A 17,273-nucleotide genomic window follows, 5' to 3' on the forward strand; every position below is an offset into this window, starting at 1 on the left:
AATCCTCTTTGCCTATTGATATTTGTATTGTATGATAAAGAGCATCGACAAACAATACAAATGGAGGGATTCCATATGAAAGCACTTTGTTTCGAACAGTTTGGAAATCCAGATGTACTACAATATAAAGAAATACATGATCCAATCATAAATCCAAATGAAATTCTAGTCCGCACGAAAGCAATCGGATTAAACTTCGCTGATATTTATAGACGCCGCGGCGATTATCATCTTGCTGGCAATCCGCCTTATGTATTAGGTTATGAAGGAGCTGGAATTGTTGAAAAAGTAGGAGCTGACGTTACTACTATCAACCTAGGAGACCGTATTGCATTTGCGGACGTCCCATTTGCAAATGCAGAACTAGTTGCCGTTCCATCTGAAAAAGTAATCCCACTACCAGATTCTATTTCTTTTGAAACAGCTGCTTCTGTCTTATTACAAGGATTAACTGCACATTATTTAACGCAAGATAGCTATCAACTAAAACAAAGTGATATAGCTTTAGTACACGCTGCAGCTGGTGGCGTCGGTCAACTTCTTGTTCAAATGATTAAACTATATGGCGGAAAAGTAATTGGTTTAACGTCATCAAAAGAGAAAGCAAAGATAGCTACATTAGCTGGTGCCGATCACGTATTTTTATATAACGAAGAATGGCATACGAAAGTACTTGAAATGACTAATGGAACTGGAGTAAATGTTGTATATGAATCAGTAGGTTCTACATTAGAGGACAGTTTTAACGCTACTAAAATTGGCGGTACTGTCGTATTTTACGGAATGGCTGGTGGTAATCCTGCGCCAGTTGATCCACGTATGCTTATGGATACTTCAAAAACTTTAACTGGCGGAGACCTTTGGAACGTTCTTACCACTTATGAAGAACGTAAAAAACGATCTACTCAATTATTCGATTGGATCGCAACTGGCAAATTAAACATTGAGTGCCCTACTACATTCTCCTTACAAGATGGTGCTCTTGCACATAAATTATTAGAGAGCAGAAAAAGTACAGGGAAGATTTTATTAATTCCATAATCGTTCCAATAAGAAAAGGAAGCTAGATTTCTCTACCTTCCTTTTCTTATATCTCTTGGAGATTTAATTATATTTCCACACTTTCTTTCCCTTTTGCAACATAACTCATATCTCCAACCGACTCGACTGTATATGTTCCATCTTGGTATACAATCTTCGTCACACTAGCATTTTCCACCCCAAGTTTTGTTTTGCTACTGTCTAACATTTCTATTAAGGTAGTAATCAAAAGCCCATGAACGACAACTAAAACGTTACCGCCACCATTTCCAGCAGCTTCTTCACTAATTTTATCTATCTCAGCTTTTATACGAGTAGAAAATAATTCCCAATCTTCCGCCTGTTTTGTAGGATCTGCTACTCTAATAAGATTAATCACTTCTTGAATAGAAAACTTCATAAGTTCTTCTGGTGATGGAACGCCTGCAGCTTTTCCAACCACATCCCACATATTCTCAAGTTTTTCACCTTCAAAAATACCGAAATTTAATTCTCGCAAATCTTTTCTTTGCTCAAGTTTTAATTTTGATTGCTCACTATATTTTAATACTAAATTAGCAGTTTCAATCGCTCGGCCACTATCACTACTATACGCATTCATAAAATGAATATCTTTTAATCCTGTTCCTAAATTTGTGGCAACTTCAACACCTTTTTCTACTAATGGAGAATCAGCCCAACCTTGCGCGCGATGATTCGTATTTAATATTGTTTTACCGTGTCTTGTAACATATAACGTAACTGCATTCTCATTGCTATCTGTTTCTCGCTTATTCATTCTATTCTCTCCCTTTACGTTTCTATCTCAATTTTACCACCTCAATTATTCATTGAGCAAAATATACGTCAGTAGATCCGCTTAATAAAAAAAGCTATCTTTCTGTATATCCATACAAAAAGATAGCATCTTTTATGATTACATTTCTTAACCGTTACTCCTACTCAGCAAAAGCACTCGAATACTGAACAACTCCTTCTACACCTTGGAGAGCGTTCTCTCTTAGCTCCATCGCCATAAACACTTCTTCAGGCACTTCAAACGGTGCTTTTACATTCCACTCACTTGCTTTCTTAAAACCAAATTTCGGGTAGTACTCTGGATGTCCTAATACTACAACTGATCCGTATCCAAGTTCTTTCGCTTTTTCTAAAGCAGCCGTAATCAGTTTTCCGCCAATTCCTTTCTTCTGATGGCCCCTAGCAACTGAAACTGGCGCAAGTGCTAACGATTCTACAGAAGTTCTATCTTGTTCTATTGTAATTTTTGATAACATAATGTGACCAACTATATCTTCATCTACCGCAACAATTGATAACTCCGGAACAAACGCGTCACATTCTCTAATACGTTTTACAAGTTCATGTTCTGTTTTATCACTAAATTCTTCAAGTAAAAATGCTTCTTTTACGACTTCTTCTGTTTTTCTATAATCATTTTTTTGTTCTTGTCTAATCGTTACCATTTTAACTTATCCTCTATTCTTTCTTATTTCTTTTTGAATTTTACGCAGTGCTTTTTTCGATCCGCGCTCAATATCGTGTTGCATTTTTCTTTCTTTATAATCAACAAATAGTGTATTTAAATCGTACCCTTCTGGATATAACTCCTTCGCTGCTACTTCTAAAGTAATACGTTTTACATTTACTTCAACGAATTCACCGTTATAATATACAACAACGTTATAAAAATTATCTTTTTCCTTATAGATGATACCTAAATCATCATAATCCAATAAATTCACACGATCGCCGATTTTGTACTCATAATGAGATTCTCTTTTTTCTTGTACAAATTTCGGTTTTCTAATTTTACTTTCATTCACTTTTTCTAAAGCGTACTCTTTATTTCCCATGTACTCTTTCGCTCTTTTCAGTACATGTTCTTTTACGCTCATTTTATTCGCAATCCAAAGTGCATTACTTTCCCCTGATTTTCCGATAACTAATTTATAAAGCGGCTCTAACGTTTCACTATTAAATTGCATCGCTGCATTCATAAAGTCATCGTGCATTTCTGAGAAGCGTTTAATTTCTCCGTAATGCGTACTCGCAACGGTAATACATCCCGCAAGGTACAATTCTTCTAAAATAGAAATTGCAAGTGCTGCACCTTCATTCGGTTCTGTACCGCTCCCTATTTCATCAAATAATAGCAACGTATTATTATTTGACATCCTCATAATCTCAGAAAGATTTTTCATATGAGACGAAAATGTACTTAATGCATTTTCAATACTTTGATTATCACCAATATCTACGAATACATTTTCGAAAATAGCGATTTCTGTACCTCTATCTCCTGCAATATGAAGGCCTGACATTGTAGCTAATGTTAACAATCCAATCGTTTTTAACACAATTGTCTTTCCGCCCGCATTCGGCCCTGTAATAATTAAACTACGATACTCTTGACCAATTTTAAAATGTAACGGTACAACTTGCCCTGTTAAAAGCGGATGCTTACAATTCACTAAATGAATGTAGCCATGATCATTTAACTTCGGCTCTATTCCATCAATCGATTTACTAAACTTTGCCTTCGCAAATACCATATCATACTGACTAATTAGCTCCATGTTAATCTTTATACTATAAATGTTTTCTAACACCATTCCTGATAAAGTCGCTAAAATCTGATACTCTTCAACCGCTTCTTCTGCTTTCAAACCTGCTAATTCTGCATTCAATTTCGTAACCGTATGCGGTTCTATAAATACAGTAGAGCCTTTTGCCGAGGCTTCAATAATACTTCCAGCAACTTGATTTTTATAGGAAGATTTAATTGGAATCGTATAACGGTCATCCTTTTTACTAATAAAGAATTCCTGAATGAATTTCTTATTTGCACTACTATTTAAAAATTTCATTAAACGTTCTTTTATTTTCCCATCTACAGAATCAATATTATTTCGAATTCGCTTTAACTCTTTACTTGCAGCTACATCAATACTATTTCCTTTAATTGAAAAGTTAATTTCCTCTTCAATACTTTTATATTCAGTCATTGAATTTGCATAAGAAGCTAATACTGGTGCAAAAAATTCTTTATCTAACATAAACTTTTTAATCTTTCTACATCCACGTAAAAAGTCTGAAACACTTACTAATTCTTCTGGATCTAAAATCATCCCTTTTTCTAATTTTTGAATTGTACTAGCAATATTAGAAATGCCGAAGAAAGGAACATGCCCCTCTGCATCTAATATAGCTCGTGCTTCTGTCGTTTCATTCAAGCGATTTCTCACTACTTTTAGACTCGTACTCGGCTCTAATTTGTTTAATAATTCCTTACCTAATCCACTTACACAATAAGATTTCACTATATCCTTTAATTCGTTATATTGTAACTTTTCAAAAGTCATCGTATTCATTTTGTTTCTCCTCACTATGATTGATTTTTATCATAAATGAAGATACCTACTCATTAGATTCCAATGAGTTCTACATTATTCAATTACCATTTTTATACATTAAAAATATATACAAAAAAGCTGCGGGGATACCGCAGCTTTTACATTTACAAGGCATGTGTAATAACATATGAGGAAATAAGCCATAAAAAAATAGATGGCAGTCCCTTATTACACGCTTTATAAAGTATTGTAGGTATCTTCATAGGTATCGAAATAAATCCATGACAAAGTTAGGGGTATGGTATACATAAAAATCCCCTGTTCTTATCTGACTTATTTCATTAAATTTTTCCTATTTAGTACCTACCGCACTCACAAAAAGCACCTCTCATTAATTTATATTATAGTCATTGAAATCTAATTTATTGAAATCATCATACTATATGTTACGTGAGAAGTAAAGGTGTCATACTTAAGTAGTACGTAACTGTACGCTTCAATATCACTTAAACTAGACCTATATTTGCTGAGGAAAAATTATAGAAGCGGCTCCGCTATTGCGAATGTCATTTACTTCCTCTAATACATTTAATAATTATGACAAGCAATGATAGGAGGTTTACTATATGAATGAAGAATATAATACTTTACATGGACCTGCTCTGGAACCAAATTTAATCGGTCCCACACTACCATCAATTCCACCATTTACTTTCCCTACTGGACCTACTGGAATCACAGGCCCTACCGGTGCGACAGGTTTTACTGGAATCGGAATAACTGGTCCCACCGGGGTTACAGGTCCTACCGGAATCGGAATAACTGGCCCCACTGGGGTTACAGGTCCTGCCGGTATCGGAATAACTGGTCCCACTGGGGTTACAGGCCCTACCGGAATTGGAATAACTGGTCCCACTGGCGCAACTGGTTTAGGGATTCTTCCCGTATTTGGAACAATAACTTCTGAAGTAGGAATCGGTTTTTCAGCAGTAGTTAATACAAATGTCAACTTTACCATTCCAGGACCTGTTAGTGGAACTACTCTAAATCCAGTAGACAACTCCATTACAATTGATACCACTGGTGTATACTCTGTATCCTTTTCAATCGTATTTGTAATACAAGCTATTTCGTCTAGCATATTAAATCTTACAATAAACGATTCCATTCAATTCGCAATTGAAACACGAGTTGGTGGTGCTTCTGGGGTAAGAGCCACATCCGCCAGAACTGATCTATTACCTTTAAACCAAGGAGATGTTCTTCGATTACGAATAAGAGAAGCCACGGGTGACATTATTTATTCCAATGCATCTCTTGTTGTTATAAAGGTCGACTAGTTCTTTTATTACAATAAAGATTCAGGAAAAATAAATATGCACCATATAAAAAGGAGAGGAAAACTTATATTTCAGTCTACCTCTCCTTTTTCATCACAAAATTACTGCTGAACATATATGGAAACTGATCCTCCACTTACTTGGAACTGCCCCCCCCCGTCCTTATTAATTGTTACAGTATTTGTTTGATTACCCGTAATATCGTACCATACTTCCCCTGCGTTATTCTTCCCAACATCCATCCACTTTGACCCTCCTGGTCCATCAGAGATTAACGTTGCTAAACCAGAATTAGCATGTACACTATCACCTTCTCTTGTCCAGCCAATTACATCTGGATGATCAAAATAATCCCGCTGCGTACCATATGCAAAGTTTTTTCGTGCCGTCAAAATCGGATCAATTTTTTCCTTTAACGCTGGAATTTCATAGTTACTATTTCCTTTTGTACCATAGTAATCACCATAGAAAACAGAAGGATATCCCTCTGCACGCGTTAAAATAAATGCATATGCCAACGGTTTGAACCAAGGGCTCACTACAGATTCCAATGACTGACCAGGCTGTGAATCATGATTTTCAACTAGAGTAACCGCAAGTGTAGGATGATTCGCAACTACCGTTCCTTTTAAAATATTTCTCATATCATAATTCCCATTTCCTGTTGAAGCATAATGAAAATTATAATGCAGTGGTGCATCGAACACAGATTGATTATAATTGACCTTCGCTAAATAATTATTTAAAGTCTGGATATCATTTTGCCAATATTCAGCTACTGTAAACATTTCTTTCCCCGTTTGCTGTCTAACATGATTTACCCAATCGCGCAAATATTCATGATCAATATGTTTAACAGCATCTAAACGAAAGCCATCTAAATTTAATTCCTTCGCATACCACGTTCCCCATTTTTTCATTTCATTCGCAACATCTGGATGATCAAAATCAAGATCCGCGTACATCAAATAATCATAATTCCCATTCTCGCTAGACACTTCCCAGTCCCACGTTTTACCTATGCCCCTAAATTTATAAATTCGGTTTAATTTCTTTCCTTCATCCCAATCTGTTCCGTCAAAATGATACCATTTCCATTTGAAATTAGAATAAGAATCTCCACGCCCTGGAAAGTTAAATCCTGTCCAAGCACTAATTTCATAATCACCTGATACTTCAACATTTCGATTGCTTGGGTCTACCTCAACTGCTGTGACAGTTTCTGTATAATCAGCCCCACCTTTATGATTCATAACTACATCACCGTATACATCGATGTTTTTCTTATGTAAAGCGTCAATTGCAGACTTCAATTGTGCTTTCGTCCCATATTTCGTCCGCACTGTTCCCTTTTGATTGAATTCCCCCAAATCATATAAATCATACGCTCCATATCCTACGTCATTTTGCGTAGTTCCTTTATATGCAGGTGGTATCCAAACAGATGTAATTCCTTTTTGCGCTAAATTTTCAGCATCAGTACGCAAACGATTCCAATGATCCCCATCATTCGGAGCATACCACTCAAAATACTGCATTAACGTTCCATTGTTAACTGTATCTGCATATGCTTTACTCCCCTCATATATACTAGGTAAAAACATAACAACTGACAATCCGACTATTGTTACTCTTTTAAACATCTGTACACCATCCCCTTCTAAGAAAGCGTTTGCATAGTTTATCAGAATTATTATAATATTCGTTCCACCGTTAGTAAAGTAGCAATCTCTCACTCTCCCACATTATTTTTAATCTCACTTCAAATATTCAACGTAGTTTTAATTTCACATCCTATTCAAGATTGTTTACAATTTACCTATAAAAACATAACGGAGGGATTTCTATGACAGACTTTCAAAAACAATTTTTCGTACGATTATATATAGAAGAAAAAGACACAGTTTCATTTGAAGATTTATCTAACATTATGTACGCAATGGCACAAACTGTTCCTTTTGAAAACTTAAATATTCTCGAAAAGAATTTTAAAGAAATATCAAAAGAAAATTTGAAAGAGAAAATTTTAGTAAATAACCGTGGCGGTCTTTGTTATGAACTCAATCCTACTATGTATTACTTCTTGAAAGATTCTGGATTCGATGTTCATCTCGTTTCAGGAACAGTTTATAACGCTACAAACTCCATATGGGCTGTTGATTCTGGCCATATTGCAACCGTTTTAACACATCATAATGAACTTTATTTAATTGAAGTAGGATTCGGATCATACTTACCTCTTGCCCCTGTCCCTTTCTCAGGTGAAGTCATTCACTCTGTTACAGGAGATTATCGTATTCGTAAAGAAATGACCGAAAAGGGAAACTACATTTTAGAGATGCGGAAAAACAATGAGTTCTTGGATCAATCTTCTGCTGATGATTGGACGTTAGGCTATGCATTTTATATAGAAGAAGTGGATGAAGAAAAAGCAAATACAGCACAAAAAATTATCGTTGAACATGAAGGATCACCCTTTAATAAACTACCTCTTATTGTAAAACTAACTGAAGATGGGCATGCCTCTTTAACGAAAGATAGCCTTACAGTAGCGAAAAATGGTAAAAAAACGAAAGAAACCGTTACAGACATGCAATTTACAAACCTTTTACATTCAAAATTTGGAATTACACTATAAGTATGTAAGCCTTGTTATTTTAGCAAGGCTTTTCAATTTTCAGCAGGGATTTTTTGCAATTTGTTGTATTTCATAGTTATATAGAAATATAACTACATGTTTAGAAAGGAAATGATTATGACAGAACTTAAAGATCGATTACAAGTAGCTGATATAGAAAAATGGGATTTAACAGACATTTACCATACAATTGAAGATTGGGAAAGTGATTTTCATAAAATTGAAGTATTAACGAAGGAATTACACGAGTTTAATGGCAATATTCACGATGGCAATAGTTTATTAGCTTATTTAACGAAGAGTGAAGAAATTTCTAGCATAATATCTTTAATGTTCGCTTATGCACGATTACAATCTGACCTTGATACACGCGATACTGACGCGCAATCTCTTGTCGATAAAGTATCACAATTACACGTGAAAGTAAGTGCAGCTAAATCTTTCTTTTCCCCCTTCTTACTTAGCATAGACGAAAGCACATTACATTCTTACATAGAAGAAACAGAAGGCTTACAATATTATAAAGAAGACTTATTTGAATTATATCGTTATAAAAAACACGTATTGAATAAGGACCAAGAAGCAATTTTATCACAGATGGGTGAAGCTCTTTCTTCTCCACAGCACACATTTGGTATGTTAAACAATGCAGATATATTATTTGGTGAAGTGACGACTGACGATGGAGAAAAAGTGAACTTAACACGCGGAATGTATGCAAAGTTAATAGAAGATACGAATCGTGAAAAGCGTAAAGAAGCTTATAAAGCATATTACAAACCATATGTTCAGTTAAAGAATTCCATCGCATCTACTTTATCCGCTGCTATTAAAAATAATGTTACCGTTTCGAAGCTAAGAAACTATCCATCAGCGCTAGAGAAATCATTATTTGGCGATATGGTTCCGAAAGAAGTATATGAAAACCTTATTGATACAACGAAAAAAAACATTCAAACATTACATACATACAATGAAATTCGAAAAGAAAAATTAAACGTAGATGAACTAAGACAATACGACTTAGGCATCGATTTAGTAGAAGGTGCAAAACAAGACATCCCATATAGTGAAGCATTTGACATTATGATTGCATCACTAGCTCCTTTAGGAGAAGAATATATTGAGACATTAAAAAGTTTTAAAGATAAACGATATATAGACGTAAGAGAAACACCAGGAAAACGTTCTGGTGCTTATAACTTTGGTGTATACGGTGTTCATCCTTTCATTCTTTTAAATCATCACGATGATTTAAATAGCCTGTTCACTCTTACTCATGAATGCGGGCACGGTATGCATACGCACTATTCACATGGATACCAACCAAGAATTTCTGCACATTATTCTATCTTTGTGGCAGAAGTCGCTTCTACAGTAAATGAAGTGTTATTAATTCACTATTTATTAAAAGAAGCAAAAGAAACGAACGTGCGTAACCATTTAGTTAACCATTTTATTGAGAAATTTAAAGGTACTTTCTTTACACAAATCATGTTTGCAGAATTTGAAAAAATCACACATGAAATGGCTGAGCAAGGTAAACCATTAAATGCCCAAGTCTTCAGTGAAATTTATGAAAAGCTATTTAAAGAATATAACGGTGATTCACTTGTATTTGATGAAGAAGTAAAATACGGATGGGCTAGAATCCCTCATTTCTATCGCCCGTTTTACGTATACAAATATGCAACTGGATTCGCATCTGCCATTCAAATCGCTGATAAACTATTAAGCGGCGATCCAAATGCTCAAAAACATTATATTGAATTCCTTAAAGGCGGAAGTTCTGACTATCCACTAAACTTATTGAAAAAAGCTGGTGTTGATTTAACTACGCCAGAACCGATTGAAAGTGCATTGAAACAATTCACTCAACTTGTTGAGGAGTTTTCAGCATTATAAAAAGCATGCAGAGTATATACTCTGCATGCTTTTTTCATTTCGGTTACTTTATGCTAAATGTTGCTGCGTCACACAGTGAATCATGCCACCATACGCAAACAGCTCATTTACATAAATGCCGACAATTCTTCTTCCCGGAAACTGCCCTTCAATAATTTGAAGCGCCAACTTGTCATGCTCATCGCCATATATAGGAACCAATACAACCTCATTTCCAATATAAAAGTTTAAATATGAGCCCTTACAATCTGCTTCTTTTACAGCTTTTCTTGTCACCGGTACTGGTATAAGCTGAAATGGTTTTCCATCTATATTTCTTGCTTGTCTCAATTCTTGATAATGCTTTTCGTACGCCTCCAAAAGGTAGGATTCACTCTCCCCGAAAGGATCATATTCATAAAGAATTGTATTTTCATTTACAAAACGTGCTGCGCCATCAATATGGTAATCCGTATCTTCATCATAATTATCCTCACCACGAATACCAGTTATCCATATAAAATTCGTTACCCCCAAATACTTCGTTAACTCCATTTCAATCTCTTCCTGACTTAGTGTAGGGTTTCGATTTTCATTTATAATAGAAGTTTTTGCCGCCATTAAGGTTCCATTTCCGTTTATCTCTATTCCTCCACCTTCTAGACAGACACTAGATTTAACTTTTGGAATACTATACATCTCACTTATTTTTGCCGGAATAACAGCATCATTTTCATACGGATATTTATCTCCCCAACCATTAAAAACCCAGTGTGTTAAGCAGAGATTGCCTTCCTTATCTTTTACAAAGATCGGTCCATTATCTCTTATCCACACATCATCCGTCTCTTGAACTAAGAAATCAATTTTATCCATATCCACTTTCGCTTCCATTAACTTCGATTGGACATGTACTTTTTCTTCCTCATCATATACAACAATATGGACAATTTCTCCGTAATGAAGCTCCTTTGCCATCGTTACCCAAATATCATCTAGCTTAGCTCTGTAACCTTCACCTCTATTAGCTTTATCATGAGGCCATTGCAGCCATGTACCTTCATGTTTCTCCCATTCCGCAGGCATATAAAACAAACTATTTTCTATATTTCTCATACGTGTTCACCCCTTATATGAATGTACGTACAGTCTATACTTTGACATCGTGTTAAGGTCAACAGGAATATCTTCATTTACTTGTAGCAACTTTATAAGGTGACTCTTTATTTCGCCTTTTTATTATGATAAATTGCTTTCGTACATAGAATAAGGATTGACATAATGTTAATGTCAATCCTTATTCTCATTCTATTTTCGTAACTAAAAAACAAATTTGTGTCACATACTCTTCTGCTAAACAATCACATTCAGGCCCCTTTATATAAACCTCATATGGCGAATTAACTATTACACACCCATTTTTTTCAACCCATTCTTCTAACGCTATATAAGCGTAACCAATATAGTCGTAACTTCCATAATGCATAGTAGTAACGATTTGATGTGGACTTAGTTTTTTCATTTCATACTCTTGTGCTACGTCTTCATCATTCCCCTGCATAACCGGGATTCTTAATTCAATATCACTGTTACTTGGAATATATTCTTCATCATAAAAGACTGCAGATGGTGAACCGACTATTTGAAAATTATTTTTTTGTACCTCTTCATATAAGTCATAAAAATAATCATCCATATCATCCATATCTATTTTTACTCTTTGAATAATTATCGTTACTTCATTCCTCATTCCCATTAATATATCGTAATTTCTATGACGAGCAGTATTTAGACTACTATTCACCTTTACCATTTCATTCATTTCTGAAATAACCTGTAAATTTTGCTTCACTTCCTGAGACAACTCGATAATTTGTGATTGTATATGTTGAACAAACGAATCTTGATCCGATGACTGCAAAACAATTTTAATTTTTGGAAGAGGAAATTTATACTCCCTTAGCTTTTTGATTTTCAACGCTACTTCCAGCTGTCCTTGTTCATAATACCTATACCCATTAACCGGATTCACATATGCCGGTTTTAATATCTCCTCTTTGTCATAATGTCTTAACATCCGCGTACTCATTTTACAAATCCGAGAAAACTCAGCGATGGTATACATATCAATACTCCTTGAATACATTTTCTTTTCATTACTTATTTATTAAAACCAATCAAAAATCTTCTTCATTGAAAAATCTTCATTCTGATTTTTCAATCTTCTTATTTTCGAAGGTAACAAATGACTTGGACAATACCACGTTAAACAATTCATCGCGCCTCCCATTGTTGATATTTCTCCTACATGAATTTGAATAACTTGTTTCTCCGTATACTGTTGAATATATCGTAAAACTTCCTCGTCTTTAGCTAGTCCAAACTTAGGAACATACAGAGCATCACATGATTCTAACATATTTATATACAATCCTTTTGCCGATGCTATCTCTTGATCATATTGTCCTTTCTCTGTATACGATGAAGGAACAACTATAAATGCAGCTTCTGGCATTTGTTCTTGAATAATCTCTTGAACACTATATCTAAATTCATGATCCCCTAAAAAATCACTAATAAACATTGTATGTTCATCAATAAATTTAACCATTCCGTCTGCGTGTGCTAGTACATCCCCTTCTTCAGCAGGAATAATAATAACTCGGCTCACATCTAAATCCCATTCTAACTGCTCAATAATTTCCTCTTCTGTCCAATCATCGTTATCATCAAATATGCGTTCTGTTAATATTACAGTATCTTTTTTATTCCAAATAAGATTACCACCATCTAATATTAATGGAGATTTTACATATTCAAAGTCATTCTTTTTCAACCATTTATTAAATTGTTGATCTAAATATCGCCCTTGATCATCTGGCAAATAATTTGGTCGATATTTAAATTTAACTAGATGATTTGTGGCAACCGGTGCAACATCTCTTAGCCAAATATCATCATACTCAAAACAGCTCGTATGAAAGTCTTGTTCTTCAACAGATAAAGATATAAGTTGATCTGCCATTGATTTCTTTTCATTTAAACATTCATTAAAGTAAATCAAGTCTTCATAAAATGGTTGATAATATTCATTCGATTCGTCTGGTATTGCAGTAAAAATAATCCCATTATGTTTTTGTTCCATATTATTTACCTCGCTTTTTAATAGTAGTTACATAACTGATTTCACAAAGCCAACTATTCCTCAATTCATTTCTCTTTTCATTACAACTCATGAACCGCGTATATTTCATGAATGGATTATAGCATGGAGAAATATTATATATTTATATAAAAAATATAAAGCTGACGTTAAGCCTTAAATTGACTCTTGACAAGTTTTTTAAATAACCTATTTTAAAACAACAATAAATGATTAAATGATTTTTTTATCACGATTCAAACCCATTACTTCTAATAGATCGTTTTGATTATATAAATTCACTAAATGCGCTTCTACTCCTATACAAATTCCTTCTAGCGGAAGATCATTTGGATCCTGACCAAAGGGATCTTCAATTTCAACCCCTATTGCTTCAATACCTATGAATGCAAAACTTATAAATGTAAACTATTTTGATTATTGTAATGAACCATATTTACAAAAACCTCTTTCTCTATTAACCTTTTATTCTTTTAAATCACGAAAGTATACAATTAAATAATAGAATCATAAACCCTATCATTATGAGGCTGGTTAAGATTATTTCTTTCAATACCGTTACTCCTTTTTTGCAAAAAGATAAAATATCTTATTTAATTCAACAACAAATGTTCACTATTCTAAATCCCGACGCATCATTTTAGAATTCGCAATGAACAACGCACTAATTAATACAAAGATTGCACAGGCATATAACAATAAATCTAACGGACTATCGTGATCTATAATGATGAGACGCACAATAGCTGTTATACCTATATATATAAAATATCGTAATGGAAAATGAAAATTCATTTGAAAATACTTTATAATCATTACGATGAATTCAAAGTACAAAAAGAATACGACGATACTATCAATTAAATGATAACTAGATTCATTACCATCCAATTTCAGTTCTTGTATAAACTGAATGACTTCTTTCATAAGAAATACACTTAGAACAACCCCTAAGCAAATTAAAGCTACATTTAAAATGTACTGTAAAACGATAGGGAAATACGAAAACACTATTTTAAAATTCTTTAACACAAACATTTTTCTCCTTTACCATATAAAACGAAAAGCGAACATACACTACAATTCAATTATCATTATATTTAATTTTTATTTTTACAAATAATAAGGAACGACAAAATAGGTAAAGATAAGATTTCACCTATTTTGTCTATATAGCAGCACAACGAAATTACAATTAATTACTTCAATGCAATTGGTTGTTGTTGTGTCACACAATGAATCATGCCACCATTTTTATAAAGCTCTCTCACATCAATGCCAACTACTTTACGATCCGGGTATAACTTCTGAATCGTATCGTTTGCGATTTTATCATTCGGATCATTATAATTAGGCACTAATACAACTGTATTCCCAATATAATAATTGATATACGATCCCTTATAATCGAGAGTTTTTCCATTTTCTAAAGCAACTTTTTCTTTACTAAGCGGCAAGTATTCATACTTATATTTCTGTCCTGAAGCATTTTTGGCATCTAACAATGTATTCATATCTTTATTAGATAAACCCCATTCGGCTAGGTCATCTTCTTTCATCGTTACAATGGTAGAGTTATTATGGAATTTAGCAAATCCATCAATATGAAAGTCCGTAATATCTAAATTAGGTACTCCGTCTAACCAAATAAAGTTTGATACCCCAAGGTCACTTATATATTTTTCAATTTCCTTTTCTGATAAATTAGGATTTCTATTTTTATTCGTTACTGCACTTCGAGTTAATAAAGCAGTTCCATTGCTGTCTAACTCAATTGCACCACCTTCAAGGACAAATTTCCCCCAATCAATTCTTTCAATTCCTGATTGTTTACTGACATTCTCTCGTATTCGAGCATCATTTTTGTAAGGCGTTTTCTTTCCCCATCCATTAAATGCCGGGTCTAATATTTTTAAATTTTTATTATTGTCATAAACAAAAATCGGTCCACTATCTCTTGCCCATACATCATCAGTAGGCGCGATAAAGAAATCAATCTTCTCCATATTTAACCCTTCATCTGTTAAAAGCTTATTGATTCTCTTCTTTTCTTCCTGGTCATATGCAACAATGTGGACTTTCTCTCCCTCAGTTAAAGCACTTGCCATCTTAACCCAAATAGGTTCAACTTCCTGCTTATACTCTTCACCATATGTGTATTCATGTGGCCATTGCAGCCATGTACCTTCATGTTTATCTTTTTCATCTGGCATCGTATATTTCCCAGCATTTTTCTGTACCTCTACTTTTTCTCCTTCTTCCCCTTTAACATTTTCATTGTTACCCTCAAAAGAGCATCCACTAATAATCGTTGTAGATAATGTAGCTATTAAACAAAACTTTATTACTTTTTTCATTTTTTCAACCTCCTGTTCTTGTCTCCAATAATGTAAAGCTTCACATAGTGTGAAGCTCAAGCTTTTTTATCAATGTAAAAATTACCAATTATTCTTTACATTACTTAGCATTTAACTACCTATTTTGGTTTATTCAAATGCCAATCACCTTTCTTACCTATTTATCCCGCTATTTGTGGGCAGTAAGTAAAACTTTACAAAATAAAAAAATCGGTATTGATAATTACATATCAATACCGATTTTTTATAATTATTTTCCTTCTATTAAATCATTCGCCATTTTCCTAAATTCTTGATTAAATGCATCATTCATACCATTTTGGACGTTAGAAAATAATATGACAAACGTTCGTTTATCCCAGTTAAAATTATTAAAAGTGTTCCAGCCAGCTAATACACCGTGGTTATGATAATAATCTGGGTAAATATAGAAACTAAATCCATATTTTCTTGCAGGTGATGCAGAAAACATATCTGATACACTTTGTTTAGAAAGTAGTTTACCATCCATAATAGCTTCATCTAACTTTTTCATATCTTCAACAGTCGTATACATTTCACCACAACCATACAGCCAGTTCATTTTTAAGCGAGGCGTGGCTATTAACTTATTATCTTTTTTCGTATACCCTTCTGCTAAGAAAATATCCTCTGGAAGTGTTGCGCCCATTCCAGATTCATGCATTTCAACAGGAGTCAAAATATTTTCTTTCACATATTCAGCAAGTGGTTTATTCGATATTTTTTCTACAATATATGCAAGCACCATATAATTATAATCTGTATATTTCCATCCTGTCCCTGCTGGAAATTGTAACGTTTGTGCCCCAATCCACGTTACTAATTTTAACCGTGATGCTGCGTCAACACTACCTTGTCCCTGTTCTGGTAATCCAGACGTATGTGTTAACAAATTTCGTAACGTAATGTTTTTATCTGCCGGAAACGATGGGATATATTTATTTACATTGTCTTCAATGTTCAACTTCCCTTTTTCTTTTAGTTGCATAATAGATATTGCAACAACTGTTTTCGTAATAGACCCAATGCGATATTTCGTTCTTGGAGTTGTTAATACTTGATCTTTCACATTCGCATAACCGTACCCTTTTCGTAAAATGACATGATCTTTACTTGCTACAAGAACACTCCCATTAAATCCTTTATCTTTTAAGTACTGATCTAGTTTTCCAGCTGCAATTTCATAACGCTTTTTCGCATTCGCATCAACTTCCTGCTTAACATCTTTTTGCTTACTATTTACATTTAAAAATGCCTTTACATCATATTTTTTTCCTTTATTTGCATGTATTAGTGTAACAACACTTCCACAAAAAACAGCAAAAATAAAGAAAACGATTAACCATTTCTTTAACATACTAGGAACCCTCTTTTATCTAGTTTCACTTAACGTACATCCATTCTATTTTATATCTTTTAATTATCAAGTATATTATAATATTATTTAATATTCACTATGTTAAAACTAGATTCCTT

The 17,273-nt window shown here is 33.9% G+C and carries 14 protein-coding genes and 1 pseudogene; 4 read left to right on the plus strand and 11 right to left on the minus strand.

The features are described from left to right. The first annotated feature begins 75 nt into the window (after nucleotides 1-75). Nucleotides 76-1,041: a quinone oxidoreductase family protein gene (locus tag DOS87_RS19445; protein WP_000645236.1), complete on the plus strand. Its 966-nt coding sequence runs from the start codon at nucleotides 76-78 to the stop codon at nucleotides 1,039-1,041. 67 nt (nucleotides 1,042-1,108) lie between these two features. Here DOS87_RS19445 and DOS87_RS19450 read toward each other — a convergent pair whose 3' ends face one another. From DOS87_RS19450 to DOS87_RS19460, 3 genes are all read right to left on the minus strand, one after another. After that, complete coding sequence (locus DOS87_RS19450) at nucleotides 1,109-1,819, minus strand: histidine phosphatase family protein (protein ID WP_001042048.1); 711 nt, start codon at nucleotides 1,817-1,819, stop codon at nucleotides 1,109-1,111. Nucleotides 1,820-1,979: 160 nt separating this feature from the next. Beyond that, entirely contained in the window at nucleotides 1,980-2,504 is a 525-nt protein-coding gene (locus DOS87_RS19455) for a GNAT family N-acetyltransferase (protein WP_000256475.1), read from the minus strand. Between the two features lie 6 nt (nucleotides 2,505-2,510). Next, nucleotides 2,511-4,412, minus strand: coding sequence for an endonuclease MutS2 (locus tag DOS87_RS19460; RefSeq protein WP_208730112.1), 1,902 nt, complete (start codon nucleotides 4,410-4,412; stop codon nucleotides 2,511-2,513). 608 nt (nucleotides 4,413-5,020) lie between these two features. Here DOS87_RS19460 and DOS87_RS19465 point away from each other — a divergent pair. Beyond that, entirely contained in the window at nucleotides 5,021-5,734 is a 714-nt protein-coding gene (locus DOS87_RS19465; RefSeq protein ID WP_001001586.1) for an exosporium leader peptide-containing protein, read from the plus strand. 101 nt (nucleotides 5,735-5,835) lie between these two features. On the opposite strand, the gene amyS is transcribed toward DOS87_RS19465, so the two are convergent. Then, nucleotides 5,836-7,377 (minus strand): alpha-amylase, encoded by a 1,542-nt coding sequence (gene amyS, locus DOS87_RS19470; RefSeq protein WP_208730113.1) that lies wholly within the window; start codon nucleotides 7,375-7,377, stop codon nucleotides 5,836-5,838. A 203-nt stretch (nucleotides 7,378-7,580) separates the two neighbouring features. Here amyS and DOS87_RS19475 point away from each other — a divergent pair, with 203 nt between their 5' ends. Then, nucleotides 7,581-8,372, plus strand: coding sequence for an arylamine N-acetyltransferase family protein (locus DOS87_RS19475; RefSeq protein WP_000129232.1), 792 nt, complete (start codon nucleotides 7,581-7,583; stop codon nucleotides 8,370-8,372). A gap of 117 nt (nucleotides 8,373-8,489) precedes the next feature. After that, nucleotides 8,490-10,277 (plus strand): oligoendopeptidase F, encoded by a 1,788-nt coding sequence (gene pepF, locus DOS87_RS19480; RefSeq protein WP_000137532.1) that lies wholly within the window; start codon nucleotides 8,490-8,492, stop codon nucleotides 10,275-10,277. Between the two features lie 48 nt (nucleotides 10,278-10,325). Here pepF and DOS87_RS19485 read toward each other — a convergent pair whose 3' ends face one another. From DOS87_RS19485 to DOS87_RS19515, 7 genes and pseudogenes are all read right to left on the minus strand, one after another. Next, a complete protein-coding gene (locus DOS87_RS19485; protein WP_001244192.1) occupies nucleotides 10,326-11,372 on the minus strand; it encodes an agmatine deiminase family protein in 1,047 nt (348 codons plus the stop codon). A 187-nt stretch (nucleotides 11,373-11,559) separates the two neighbouring features. After that, a complete protein-coding gene (locus DOS87_RS19490; RefSeq protein ID WP_000287988.1) occupies nucleotides 11,560-12,381 on the minus strand; it encodes a MerR family transcriptional regulator in 822 nt (273 codons plus the stop codon). A 42-nt stretch (nucleotides 12,382-12,423) separates the two neighbouring features. Continuing rightward, nucleotides 12,424-13,401, minus strand: a complete 978-nt coding sequence (locus tag DOS87_RS19495) for an agmatine deiminase family protein (protein ID WP_000435525.1) — start codon at nucleotides 13,399-13,401, stop codon at nucleotides 12,424-12,426. A 231-nt stretch (nucleotides 13,402-13,632) separates the two neighbouring features. Continuing rightward, nucleotides 13,633-13,824 (minus strand): annotated as a pseudogene (locus DOS87_RS19500) (bestrophin family ion channel); the annotation flags it as partial. 210 nt (nucleotides 13,825-14,034) lie between these two features. Continuing rightward, nucleotides 14,035-14,451 (minus strand): phosphate-starvation-inducible protein PsiE, encoded by a 417-nt coding sequence (psiE, locus tag DOS87_RS19505; protein ID WP_000916570.1) that lies wholly within the window; start codon nucleotides 14,449-14,451, stop codon nucleotides 14,035-14,037. A 167-nt stretch (nucleotides 14,452-14,618) separates the two neighbouring features. Further along, the gene (locus DOS87_RS19510; protein ID WP_074789808.1) at nucleotides 14,619-15,776 is read right to left on the minus strand and encodes an agmatine deiminase family protein; all 1,158 of its coding nucleotides are present in this window, start codon (nucleotides 15,774-15,776) and stop codon (nucleotides 14,619-14,621) included. Between the two features lie 250 nt (nucleotides 15,777-16,026). Then, nucleotides 16,027-17,154, minus strand: a complete 1,128-nt coding sequence (locus DOS87_RS19515) for a serine hydrolase domain-containing protein (protein ID WP_000915206.1) — start codon at nucleotides 17,152-17,154, stop codon at nucleotides 16,027-16,029. Nucleotides 17,155-17,273 lie beyond the last annotated feature (119 nt).

This window comes from Bacillus sp. CR71 (assembly GCF_003429245.1).
Classification (GTDB): domain Bacteria; phylum Bacillota; class Bacilli; order Bacillales; family Bacillaceae_G; genus Bacillus_A; species Bacillus_A thuringiensis_S.